Here is an 11,481-nt window from a genome sequence, read left to right as displayed (position 1 = left end):
AGGCAGGAAAGCCATGGACGTCATCTCCGTCATCCGTACGAAGCGGGACCGGGGCCGTCTGAGCGACGAGCAGATCGACTGGGTGGTCGACGCCTACACGCGCGGCGAGGTCGCCGACGAGCAGATGTCGGCCCTGGCCATGGCGATCTTCCTGAACGGGATGGACCGCGCGGAGATCGCCCGCTGGACCGCCGCGATGATCGCCTCCGGCGAGCGCATGGACTTCTCCGCGCTGTCCCGGCCCACGGCCGACAAGCACTCCACCGGCGGCGTCGGCGACAAGATCACGCTGCCGCTCGCCCCGCTGGTCGCCGCGTGCGGGGCCGCCGTGCCGCAGCTGTCCGGGCGCGGCCTCGGCCACACCGGCGGCACGCTCGACAAGCTGGAGGCGATCCCCGGCTGGCGCGCGAACCTCACCAACGCCGAGATGATGCGCACCCTGGAGGACGTCGGCGCCGTCGTCTGCGCCCCCGGCAGCGGCCTCGCCCCCGCCGACAAGAAGCTCTACGCCCTGCGCGACGTCACCGCGACCGTCGAGTGCATCCCGCTCATCGCCTCCTCGATCATGTCCAAGAAGATCGCCGAGGGCACCGGCTCGCTGGTCCTCGACGTGAAGGTGGGCTCCGGCGCCTTCATGAAGGAGCTCGGCGCGGCCCGCGAACTGGCCCGCACGATGGTGGGCCTGGGCGCCGACCACGGGCTGCCCACCGTCGCCCTGCTCACCGACATGAACACCCCGCTCGGCCTGACCGCGGGCAACGCGCTCGAAGTACGGGAATCGGTGGAGGTGCTGGCCGGCGGCGGGCCGGCCGACGTCGTCGAGCTGACCCTCGCGCTGGCCCGCGAGATGCTCGACGCGGCGGGCCTGAAGGACGCGGACCCGGCGAAGGCGCTCGCGGACGGCTCGGCGATGGACGCGTGGCGCGGCATGATCGCGGCGCAGGGCGGCGATCCGCTGGCCCCGCTGCCGACGGCCCGGGAGACGCACGTGGTCACGGCCGCGGAGTCCGGCGTCCTGACCCGTCTCGACGCGATGGGCGTCGGCCTGGCCGCCTGGCGGCTCGGGGCGGGGCGCGCCCGCAAGGAGGACCCGGTGCAGGCCGCCGCCGGCGTCGAACTCCACGCCAAGCCCGGCGACTCCGTCTTCGCGGGCCAGGCCCTGATGACCCTCCACACGGACACCCCCGAGCGCTTCGCCTACGCCCTGGAGGCGCTCGCGGGTTCCTACGACATCGCCCCCGCCGACACTCCCTTCACGGCGGCGCCGATCGTGCTGGAACGTATCGCCTGACCTGCGCTTTCCCCCTTCGGGTGAACGGGATCGGTGGACCGCCGCCGGTCCCGTTCGGCATGCTGGACTCGGTGACGCACCGATAAGGAGACCGCCATGAGCGCACTCACCGTCCGCCATGACCCCGAGCAGAGCTGGGACGAACTGGTCCGGTTCTGGGAGGAGATGGAATGGCCTGAGGGCAGCAAGGTGGAGATCATCGACGGGACCATCACCGTGTCACCTTCACCCGCGTACCAGCACAACGCGATCGCCGAGCACATCCAGCGGCGTCTGTACTCCGTGATTCCGGAGGACTGGGGGATCTACCAAACGCTCGCCCTTTCCGTCCCGTCCCGTCTGGGGATGCTGATCCCGGACATCCTCGTGGCGCCCCGGCAGGACGACGTGGAGTCGGACTCGCACATCCCGGCCGCCATGGCCGAGCTCGTCGTCGAGATCACCTCGAAGTCCAACGCGCGGAACGACCGCATCAGCAAGTGCGCCGCGTACGTCGCCGCGGGCATCCCCTTCTATCTGCTGGTCGACCGCTGGTCGCGGCAAGGCCCCGTGTCCACGCTCTACGGCGATCCCACCGGAGACGTGTACCGGACGCTGAGCGTCGTGAAGTTCGGGGAACCTCTCCAGCTCCCCGCGCCCTTCGACCTCACGATCGACACCGGCGAATTCCCCACTCCCTGACGCCTCACCCCAGCAGCGCCGCCACCACCACGAGCACCGGCACCGACCCCATCGTCGACAGCAGGATCGACTCCCGGGCGAGCCTCTCGCCCACCCCGTAGCGGCTGGCGTACGTGAACAGGTTCTGGGCCGCAGGGAGCGCCGAGGTCACGACGACGTCAAGGAGCCGCGCCCCGCTCAGGCCGAACACGAAGGACGCCAGCGCCCACGACACGGCAGGCTGCCCGACGGACTTCAGCACCGAGGACAGCAGCACCGGCACCCGGTCCCTCCCAGGCCCGCCCGGCCACGCACTCCCGCACAGCGAGATCCCGAACGCGATGAGGATCATCGGCACCGACATGTTCGCGATGAGTTTCAGCGGGTCGAAGACGGGCGCCGGCACCGTCCACCCCGTCGCCGACACCACGACTCCCGAGAGCGCCCCGATCGCGATCGGGTTCCGCAGCGGCGTGAGCACCCGCCGCCACCACGACTGCCGTGTCCCCGACGCCTCCGCCAGATCCAGGATCGTCAGCGCGACCGGCGTCACCGCGATCTGCTGGAACAGGAGCACGGGAGCAACCAGCGAGGCGTTCCCGAGGACGTACACGGCGATGGGGATGCCCAGGTTCCCCGAGTTCACGTACGACGAGCACAGCGCGCCGATCGTCGTGCGGCCCACTCCCCAGCCGCGTACGACCGCCACCGACACGAAGACCCCCGCGACGGCCAGCGTCGACAGGGCCGTGACCAGGAGGCTCGGGGAGAGGATCACGGACAGGTCGGCCCGCGCCAGCATCGTGAACAGCAGCGCCGGCGTCGCCACATGGAAGGCCAGTTTCGTGAGGACGTCCCGGCCGCCGTCGCCGAGATACCCCTTGCGGCCGATGAGATAGCCGACGCCGATGACGACGGCGATGACCGCGAACCCGTTCAGAACCCCTTGCACGGGCTCCACCCTCGGCCGCGCGCGAGCCGCGGGTCAACGTGATCCACTCCGACGTGACGCGGCACACGCCGGGTGTCCGTCCGGCGCCGATGAGTTCCGGGCCGCCGCACGGTCATGACTACGTGGCTGCCTCAACGACCCCTTCCGTCGTCGTGCTCGCCGGGCCGATCCGCGCCGGCGACGCACCGCTGCTGTGCGACCAGGTCCGTGCCGCCCTGCGCGGCGCCCCGGCCGGCGCGGACGCCCGTACGGTCGTCTGCGACGTGTCGGCCGTGACGAGCACCGACCTCGCCACCCTCGACGCGCTCGCCCGGATGCAGCTCGCCGCGCGGCGGGCCGGGGGACGGATACGGCTGCGGGATCCGTCCCCTCGCCTCACGCTGATGCTCGGCCTCACCGGCCTCGACGGCGTGCTGGCCCCGGAGGGTGCGAGCGATCCGGGCTCAGGCGTCCAGGTGCTCCGGGACGCCGAACAGCGGGAACCACCGCTTGCTGAGGTCCAGGAAGCAGTGGAAACCGGCGATCCGGCCGTCTGAGATCTCCAGGACCTGGATGGCCCACGGCGTGTATCCGCCGGTCTCAGGGTCGGGCTTGTAGTGCGCGAAGGCCGGGGTCCCGTTCGCCGACACCGGCAACAGGCGCGAGTTCTCGCACTCGTGACCGATCGTCAGCATGAAGCCGGTGATGTCGTCGGTGCCGCGCAGCCACAGGTCGAACGGCGGCATCGTCATGACCGCGTCCTCGGCGAGCAGCTCGGTCAGCGCCTTCATGTCGTAGCCCTCGAAGGCCGCGACGTAGCGCTCCAGGAGCTTCTGCTGCTCCTCGTCGAGCGGGTCCGCCGTCGCCGAGTCGGCGGGCGGGGCCTCGGCGAGCGTGGCCCGCGCTCTCTGGAGCGCGCTGTTCACCGACGCGACCGTCGTGTCGAGCAGCTCCGCGACCTCGGTCGCCTTCCAGGCCAGGACCTCGCGCAGGAGCAGCACCACCCGCTGCTTCGGCGGCAGTTGCTGCAGCGCGGCGACGAACGCGAGCCGCACCGACTCCTTCGCGACGGCGGCCTCGGCCGGGTCGTGCACGGTGGGCAGGACGCGGGCGTCGGGCATCGGCTCCAGCCACACATTGTCCGGGCGCGGGGTCAGCGCGGCCTGCGCGAGCGGGGCCGCGGCGGTCAGATCCATCGGCCGGGCCCGCTTGTTGCCCGCGTTCAGCAGGTCCAGGCAGACGTTCGTCGCGATGCGGTACAGCCAGGAGCGCAGCGAGGAGCGGCCCTCGAACTTGTCGAAGCTGCGCCACGCGCGCACCATCGTGTCCTGTACGGCGTCCTCGGCCTCGAACGCCGAACCCAGCATCCGGTAGCAGTACCCGGTCAGCTCGACCCGGTGCTTCTCCAGATCCTCGAGCTCCGGCTTCGTCGCGGTGTCGCTCATGTCCCAACGCCCCCATAGCGGCTGTGAGTACCAGTTCTTCTCCAGCACTTTCTCCAGCACTTCGAAAGCTACCGCAGCCCACTGACAACGGCCCCCGGACCCGCGAAATGCGCAGGTCCGGAGGCCGTTGTGGTAGGGCCCGGGGCCGGTGGGTCAGTGGGCGGCCACCGTACGTGCCGCCGCAGTCGCCCCGCGTCGCCGCGCACGCGCCGCGTACGTGCCCCACACGGTGAGCGACACGACGCCGAGGACGGCGACGCAGCCGAGGCCGACGGTCCCGGCCCAGCCCCGCGCGTGGAAGGCGACGGCGCCCACGGCCGAGCCGACGCTGGAGCCCACGTAGTAGGCGGACTGGTACAGCGCGGAGGCCTGCGCGCGGCCGTGCGTGGCGGTGTGGCTGACGGACGAGGACGCCGTCGCGTGCCCGGCGAAGAACCCGGCCGTGATCAGCACGAGCCCGAGCAGCACCACGGGGAACGCGGGCACCAGCGCGAGCAGCAGGCCCGTCATCGTCGTACCGGCCGCGAGGTACAGGGTGCCGCGCCGGCCGAGCCGCGCGACGAGCCGTCCGGCCGCCGCCGAGGAGAGGGTGCCGACGAGGTACACGAGGAAGATCGAGCCGACGACGCCCTGCGGGAGCGAGAACGGGGCGGCGGTCAGCCGGTAGCCGATCACCGTGTACACGGCGCCGAACACCGTCATGAACAGGGCGCCGATCACGTACAGGCGGCGCAGCAGCGGGTTGGCGAGGTGGCCGCCGACCGTGCGGGCCAGGGCGCGCGGGCGCAGCGAGCCCGGGGTGAAGTGCTTCGGTGCGGGCAGCAGCATCCGGAACGCGATCGCGCAGACCACGGCCATGACGCCGATGACGCCGACGGCCGCGCGCCAGCCCCAGGCCTGGGCGATCCAGCCGCCCACGACCCGGCCGCTCATGCCGCCGATGGAGTTGCCGGCGACGAACAGTCCGATGGCCGCGACCAGCGCCTTCGGCCGCACCTCCTCCGCCAGGTACGCCATCGCGGAGGCGGGCAGTCCGGCGAGCGCGGCGCCCTGGAGGGCGCGCAGCGCGATCAGGACGCCCAGCGACGGCGCGAAGGGGACCAGCAGTCCGACCACGACGGCCACCGACAGCGAGGCCGTCATCACCGCGCGCCGCCCGAACCGCTCGGACAGGGCGCTCAGCGGCAGCACGCACAGCGCCAGCGCGAAGGTCGCTCCGGACACCGTCCAGCTGGCCGTGCTCGCGCTCGCCCCGAAGTCCGCGGAGACGAGGGGGAGCAGGGCCTGCGTGGAGTAGAGGAGCGCGAAGGTGGCGACACCGGCGAGGAAGAGGGCGAGGCTCATCCGGCGGTAGCCGGGCCCGCCCGGGGCCATGCGCGTGTCGTCGGTGCGCGGGTCGCTGGACGGGGGGACGGGGGCGGCGACCGCGTGGGTGGCGGCCGCCTGGCTACTGGCGGGAGACATGCCTCGAACGTAGGCCCGCGCCGACTGATGCGTCCAATGCATGAAACAGCCATAATCGTTCCCATGCAGCATGAGCACAGGTCACGGCCGCGCCTGTCACCGCCCGGTGACACAGAAGACATGGTCACGTCGCTCGCGCCGCGGCTCTCCTACTTCGCCGCGGTGGCCCGCGCCGAGCACGTGACCCGTGCCGCGCAGGAGCTGAACGTCCCGCAGTCGACGCTGTCCCGCGCGATCGTCCGGCTCGAACAGGACCTGGGCGTCGACCTCTTCGCCCGGCACGGCCGCACCGTGTCCCTGACCCCCGCAGGCCGCACCTTCCTCGGCTCGGTCGAGCGCGCGCTCGGCGAGGTCGAGAAGGCCGCCGAGTCCGTACGGGCCGACGCGGACCCCGAGTCCGGCAAGGTCGCCTTCGGCTTCCTGCACACGATGGGCACCGAGACGGTGCCCGGCCTGATCCGCGCCTTCCGCGCCGACCATCCCCGCATCCGCTTCAGCCTCGTGCAGAACTACGGGGAGGCGATGCTGGAGCGGCTGCGGGCCGGGGAGCTCGACCTGTGCCTGACCTCGCCGGTGCCCGACGCGCCGGACCTGGTGGCCCGGCGCCTCGACGAGCAGCGGCTGCGGCTGGTCGTCCCGGAGGACCACCGGCTCGCGGGCCGCAAGCGGATCCGGCTCGCCGAGACCGCCGACGAGACCTTCGTGACCCTCGAACCCGGCTACGGGCTGCGCCGCATCACCGACGACCTGTGCGCGGAGGCGGGCTTCACGCCGCGTATCGCGTTCGAGGGCGAGGAGGCGGAGACGCTGCGCGGCCTGGTCGCGGCGGGTCTCGGCGTGGCGCTGCTGCCCCCGCCGGCCGTGCCGCGCCCCGGGGTCGTCGAGCTGACGGTGACCGGGCAGCGGGCGGTGCGCGAGATCGGCGTGGCCTGGCTGGAGGGACACCCGGACACGCCTCCGGTCGCGGCGTTCAAGAAGTTCCTGCTCTCCCGCCGCGGCCGCCTCCTGCCGGAACAGGCCCCTCCGGAGTAGCCGTTGCCGGAGCCCGGCAGTCCCCGGCCGCCCCGGGTGCCCGCCGCGCGAATTGCCCTGCCGGATCCCGCCGGGCAAGGTGGACCACCGGCCGGCGGCCCGGAGCCGGACGGGGAGGGACCAGGGTGAACGGGATACCGGCCCACGACGATTACCGCGACCGCATGCGACGGCGCGGCACCCGCTTCACGTACGTGGGCACGCTCCTGGTGCTGCTCGGCGCGGTGCTCTTCGCCCTGATCGTGCCCGCCGAGGCCGACAACCGCGCGTACGCGGCCGCCGCGCCCTGCCCGCAGGGGACCCGCGCCGACACCTGCCGGGTGACGGCCGAGGCGACCGTCCTGCGCAAGGAGCAGGACTCCGGCGGCAAGACCACGAAGTACTACCTGGTCCTCACCGACCCCGGGACCCGCACCGAGCACCGGGTGCGGATGCCGTCCGACGGCTCCGTCCACGCCGCGGCCCGCCCCGGCGGCCGGGTCACCGTGACGTACTGGGAGGACGAGGTCCGCGAGGTGCGCCTCGGGAACCTCGTGGCCGAGGCCGAGCTGTCCCCGGTGCACGACGGCCGGCTGCCCGGCGCCTTCGGCGTCGCGCTCCTGTCCGGCGGCCTGGGCGCCCTCTGGTTCGCGGCCTGGCTCCGCTTCCGCCCCGAGACCCCGGGCGCCCCGCTCTCCTGGAAGCCGCCCACCGGCCTCCTCGCGGGCATCATGGTGGCCTGCGTGAACTTCCCGGTCCTCCTGATGGGCCGCGGCATCTGGTCCGGCCTGGAGTTCACGGCCTGGTCGATCCCCGCGTCCCTGCCGTTGTCCGCCCTCGTGTGCTGGTGGGCCGTGCGCAAGGTGCGCCGGGCCGCCGCCCGCGTCACCCCGGCCGTCCCGGCCCGCCGCCAGGTCCTGCGCGTGCTGGTCCACGGCGACGTCCCGTACAGCAGGCCCGGTTACGTCCACCTCGTGGTCGGCGACGGCCCGCCCGCCCTGAGCACGGACCCCGAGGCCCGCCTCGCCCGCCTCCCGCTCCCGGACACCCTGCGCGCCCACCGCGTCCGTGAAGTCCTCGTCGGGGACCCGGAGTTCAGCCCCGGCTCCCGCGAGTACCCCGTGGTGGTCGAATGCACGGACACCACCCATCCGGTGCTCATCCTGACCGGCAAGCGGACGGCGCCCCTGGTGCTGGGCGCGCTGGGCGGTTGAGCTACAGCCCCAAGGACTGGCCGAAACCGACTGCCAGCGGCATCCGCAACCCGATCGGCGGCGGGGCCGCGAGGGCGTCCTGGAGGGGGCGGGAGAAGGGGTGCCCGAAGAGGGTGCCCAGGGTGAAGTCGACGGCCAGGGCGGCCACTTCGGAGCGGTGCTGGTGCAGGTTGTGGCCGTCGGAGTGCACCTCGAAGCGGCACACGTCGCGGTTCGTCTTCTTCGCGCGGCCGGCCAGACGGAAGGACAGCTCCGGGTCGGTGCGGCGGTCGTCGGTGCCGTGCACGATGAGGACGCGGCGCCCGGCGAGCTGGCGCACCGGCTCGGGGGAGACGGCGACGTCGTCCTCCGGCAGCCAGGGCGCCAGCGCGAGCACCGAGTCGACGGCCTCGTGGTCCGCCGCGTGCAGGGCCGCGCGCCCGCCCATGTCGACGCCCACCAGGCAGACCGGCACGTCCCCGTAGCGGCGCACGACCTCGTCGGCGGCCCAGCGGGCGTCGCGCGCGAGCTCCGCCTGCGCCCCGTTCCAGCCGCGCCCGCGATAGTGCACGGTGTGGGTGACCAGGCCCTCCGCGCGGCCCGCCCGGGTGAGCCTGCGGGCCAGCGGGCGCAGGGCCGTGGCCGACAGCGGTGAGGGTCTCCGGGTGGAGGTCTCCTCGCCCGCGGGCAGCAGCAGCACCACGCCGCCCACCGCCCCGGGCACCGGCCCGACCGCCTTGCCCAGCCTGGCCTCACGGGCCTGCGTCGCTTCCTGCTGCATGACAGAACAGTGTCAGAAGCGCCGATGTACGCGACCCGTCCTCCGGGTCACTGTTACGTATCGACGGAAGGTTTTCCGCCGCCGGAACCGTGCGGTCTACGCGCGTAGGCGTTAGGGTGCGGAAATGACGAGCCAGACCACCGTGCACCCCGACCGCCCCCGGATCCCGAGCCCGGACCAGATCCGTCGCGCGCCCAAGGTGCTGCTCCACGACCACCTCGACGGCGGGCTGCGCCCCGGCACGATCGTCGACCTCGCCCGCGAACAGGGCTACACGAACCTGCCGGAGACCGACCCCGACAAGCTCGGCGTCTGGTTCCGCGACGCGGCCGACTCCGGCTCCCTGGAGCGGTACCTGGAGACGTTCGCGCACACCTGCGCCGTCATGCAGACCAAGGAGGCCCTGTTCCGGGTCGCCGCCGAGTGCGCCGAGGACCTCGCCGAGGACGGCGTCGTCTACGCCGAGATCCGCTACGCGCCGGAGCAGCACCTCGAGAAGGGCCTCAGCCTCGAAGAGGTCGTCGAGGCCGTCAACGAGGGCTTCCGTGAGGGCGAGCGCCGGGCGAAGGAGAACGGGCACCGCATTCGCGTCGGCGCTCTGCTCACCGCCATGCGGCACGCCGCCCGCGCCCTGGAGATCGCCGAACTCGCCAACCGCTACCGGGACTCGGGCGTCGTCGGCTTCGACATCGCGGGCGCCGAGGCCGGCTTCCCTCCCACCCGCCACCTCGACGCGTTCGAGTACCTCAAGCGGGAGAACAACCACTTCACGATCCACGCCGGTGAGGCCTTCGGTCTGCCGTCGATCTGGCAGGCCCTGCAGTGGTGCGGCGCCGACCGCCTCGGCCACGGCGTGCGGATCATCGACGACATCGAGGTCGACAAGGAGGACGGCACGGTCAGGCTGGGCCGGCTCGCCTCGTACGTGCGCGACAAGCGGATCCCGCTGGAGATGTGCCCGTCGTCCAACCTCCAGACGGGCGCGGCCGGTTCGCTCGCCGAGCACCCCATCGGGCTGCTGCGCGAACTGCGGTTCCGCATCACGGTCAACACGGACAACCGGCTGATGTCGGGGACCTCGATGAGCCGCGAGTTCGCCCTGCTCGTCGAGACGTTCGGGTACACGCTGACCGACCTCGAATGGTTCACGGTGAACGCGCTGAAGTCCGCCTTCATCCCGTTCGACGAGCGCCTCGCGATGATCAACGACGTGGTGAAGCCGCGGTATGCGGAACTGCGCTCGGAGTGGCTGTTCCGCTAGGCGCCGAGGCCGCTCCGGCAAAGGTCACGGCCCGGGTTCCGAGCGACCGGAACGGAGGGTTCCGGTCAACACCAGGTTGACGAATGAGTAACTCCATGGTGATCCCAGGTGTTTGCCGAGGACCGACCCATTCCCAAGGAACCAGGAACAAGGGACCCATGAAGCAGTCTGCTGTGAAGACCCTCGGTGTCGCCGCTCTCGGTGCCGCCTTCGCCGCCGCCGGTGCCGGTGCCGCGAACGCCGCCCCCGCCCTCCCGGACGCCACGGGTGCCCTCGGCTCCGTCTCCTCGGTGCTCCCCGTCGAGCAGGCGGCGAGCACGCTGCCGGCCGGCACCCCCGAGGCCGTCAGCGCCGCGCAGGGCGCCGTGGGCAGCGGCGTCACCGCCGTCCAGCCGACCGTCGCCAAGCTCACCGAGGGCGGCGACCCCGTCTCCGGCCTGCTCGGCGGCCTGCCCACCCAGGGCCTGCCCACCTCGGGTCTGCCGATCGGCTGACCCGGCCCGCACCGCCCGAAGGGGCGCACTCCGCGATCCGCGGAGTGCGCCCCTTCGGCGTACGGCGACGAGCCCGGGTCACCAGGCCTGACGGACCTTGCCCTCGCTCGGGAACAGGATCCACAGCGCGATGTAGAGCAGGAACTGCGGGCCGGGCAGTAGACACGACACGAGGAAGATCACGCGCATCGTGTTCGCGGAGGTGCCGAAGCGCCGTGCCAGCGCTGCGCAGACTCCGCCGATCATCCGTCCGTTGGTGGGGCGGGCCAGGGCGGTCATGGTGGGCTCCTTCGCGAACCGTAGGGCTTCGGTGTGTGGTGCTTACGTCTTCGAAGGTACGGTCACGAAGCGGATGAAACGTCACCTCACGGGGCGATCCCGACCCTGGGAATCGTCGGGGTCGGACCCTGAGCCGGCTCCTCCCGGGGCAGGGGGGCCAGGTCCGGCCTGCGGCGGAGCCGGGCCCGCAGCGCCGGCACCACGGCGGCGTGGGCGATCGCGACGCCCACCGTGTTCAGCAGCACCGAGTCCACGTCCACGACCTGACCCGGCACCCCGGTCTGCAGCAGCTCGATGCCGAGCGAGATCAGCGCGCCTGCCGCGACCGTGCGCAGCAGCGAACCCCAGGCCGACACATGGAGCCGGCCACCGGCCAGCGGCAGCAGCACCCCGAGCGGCGCGAGCAGCAGCAGCCCCTCACCGATCCGCCGCCCGCCCGCACGCCAGCCGAGGGCCAGATCGGCCCGGATCCCGGCCAGCGGATGCAGGTTCGCCGCACTCACCCAGGGCACGTCCAGCGGACGCAGCGTGAACCATGCGACGAGCAGGAGATGCACGGCCAGGACGACGAGCCCTGCCGTACGGAAGCGGACGGCGGCCCTGTGGCCGCCCGAGCGATGGCGCTGCACGCCCCCCAAGACGTCACCCGCGGGAGAATCGGTTCCGGGGGA

At 72.5% G+C, this 11,481-nt stretch carries 13 protein-coding genes; 7 read left to right on the top strand and 6 right to left on the bottom strand.

Annotation, left to right across the window (positions count from 1 at the left end):
* Positions 1 to 13: 13 nt before the first annotated feature.
* Together IAG42_RS13250 and IAG42_RS13245 are read left to right on the top strand one after the other, a co-directional pair.
* On the top strand, positions 14 to 1,291 hold the full coding sequence (locus IAG42_RS13250; RefSeq protein ID WP_188337225.1) for a thymidine phosphorylase: 1,278 nt from the start codon (positions 14 to 16) through the stop codon (positions 1,289 to 1,291).
* A 96-nt stretch (positions 1,292 to 1,387) separates the two neighbouring features.
* Entirely contained in the window at positions 1,388 to 1,972 is a 585-nt protein-coding gene (locus IAG42_RS13245; protein WP_188337224.1) for a Uma2 family endonuclease, read from the top strand.
* Positions 1,973 to 1,976: 4 nt separating this feature from the next.
* Here IAG42_RS13245 and IAG42_RS13240 read toward each other — a convergent pair whose 3' ends face one another.
* Positions 1,977 to 2,903 carry an AEC family transporter gene (locus tag IAG42_RS13240; protein WP_188337223.1) on the bottom strand — a complete coding sequence of 309 codons (927 nt, stop codon included), beginning with the start codon at positions 2,901 to 2,903 and terminating at the stop codon, positions 1,977 to 1,979.
* 122 nt (positions 2,904 to 3,025) lie between these two features.
* Here IAG42_RS13240 and IAG42_RS13235 point away from each other — a divergent pair, with 122 nt between their 5' ends.
* Positions 3,026 to 3,439, top strand: a complete 414-nt coding sequence (locus tag IAG42_RS13235) for an STAS domain-containing protein (RefSeq protein WP_223205972.1) — start codon at positions 3,026 to 3,028, stop codon at positions 3,437 to 3,439.
* On the opposite strand, the gene IAG42_RS13230 is transcribed toward IAG42_RS13235, so the two are convergent.
* Positions 3,347 to 4,327, bottom strand: a complete 981-nt coding sequence (locus IAG42_RS13230) for a sigma-70 family RNA polymerase sigma factor (RefSeq protein ID WP_188337221.1) — start codon at positions 4,325 to 4,327, stop codon at positions 3,347 to 3,349. The genes IAG42_RS13235 and IAG42_RS13230 overlap by 93 nt on opposite strands.
* Before the next feature lie 153 nt (positions 4,328 to 4,480).
* Complete coding sequence (locus IAG42_RS13225; RefSeq protein WP_188337220.1) at positions 4,481 to 5,791, bottom strand: MFS transporter; 1,311 nt, start codon at positions 5,789 to 5,791, stop codon at positions 4,481 to 4,483.
* A 63-nt stretch (positions 5,792 to 5,854) separates the two neighbouring features.
* Between IAG42_RS13225 and IAG42_RS13220 the strand changes: the two genes are divergently transcribed.
* On the top strand, positions 5,855 to 6,823 hold the full coding sequence (locus tag IAG42_RS13220) for a LysR family transcriptional regulator (protein WP_188337219.1): 969 nt from the start codon (positions 5,855 to 5,857) through the stop codon (positions 6,821 to 6,823).
* A gap of 125 nt (positions 6,824 to 6,948) precedes the next feature.
* Positions 6,949 to 8,016, top strand: a complete 1,068-nt coding sequence (locus IAG42_RS13215; RefSeq protein ID WP_188337218.1) for a hypothetical protein — start codon at positions 6,949 to 6,951, stop codon at positions 8,014 to 8,016.
* Between the two features lies 1 nt (position 8,017).
* On the opposite strand, the gene IAG42_RS13210 is transcribed toward IAG42_RS13215, so the two are convergent.
* Positions 8,018 to 8,776 (bottom strand): alpha/beta hydrolase, encoded by a 759-nt coding sequence (locus tag IAG42_RS13210; protein WP_188337217.1) that lies wholly within the window; start codon positions 8,774 to 8,776, stop codon positions 8,018 to 8,020.
* 124 nt (positions 8,777 to 8,900) lie between these two features.
* Here IAG42_RS13210 and IAG42_RS13205 point away from each other — a divergent pair, with 124 nt between their 5' ends.
* Together IAG42_RS13205 and IAG42_RS13200 are read left to right on the top strand one after the other, a co-directional pair.
* Complete coding sequence (locus tag IAG42_RS13205) at positions 8,901 to 10,037, top strand: adenosine deaminase (RefSeq protein ID WP_188337216.1); 1,137 nt, start codon at positions 8,901 to 8,903, stop codon at positions 10,035 to 10,037.
* Between the two features lie 158 nt (positions 10,038 to 10,195).
* The gene (locus tag IAG42_RS13200; protein ID WP_188337215.1) at positions 10,196 to 10,531 is read left to right on the top strand and encodes an ATP-binding protein; all 336 of its coding nucleotides are present in this window, start codon (positions 10,196 to 10,198) and stop codon (positions 10,529 to 10,531) included.
* A gap of 78 nt (positions 10,532 to 10,609) precedes the next feature.
* On the opposite strand, the gene IAG42_RS13195 is transcribed toward IAG42_RS13200, so the two are convergent.
* Positions 10,610 to 10,810: a PspC domain-containing protein gene (locus IAG42_RS13195; RefSeq protein WP_188337214.1), complete on the bottom strand. Its 201-nt coding sequence runs from the start codon at positions 10,808 to 10,810 to the stop codon at positions 10,610 to 10,612.
* Positions 10,811 to 10,896: 86 nt separating this feature from the next.
* Positions 10,897 to 11,439 carry a VanZ family protein gene (locus IAG42_RS13190; RefSeq protein ID WP_188337213.1) on the bottom strand — a complete coding sequence of 181 codons (543 nt, stop codon included), beginning with the start codon at positions 11,437 to 11,439 and terminating at the stop codon, positions 10,897 to 10,899.
* Positions 11,440 to 11,481 lie beyond the last annotated feature (42 nt).

It is taken from the genome of Streptomyces xanthii, assembly GCF_014621695.1.
GTDB classification, from domain to species: domain Bacteria; phylum Actinomycetota; class Actinomycetes; order Streptomycetales; family Streptomycetaceae; genus Streptomyces; species Streptomyces xanthii.
The sequence above is the reverse complement of the archived record's forward strand: the minus strand, read 5'-3'. Positions and strand labels throughout refer to the sequence as shown.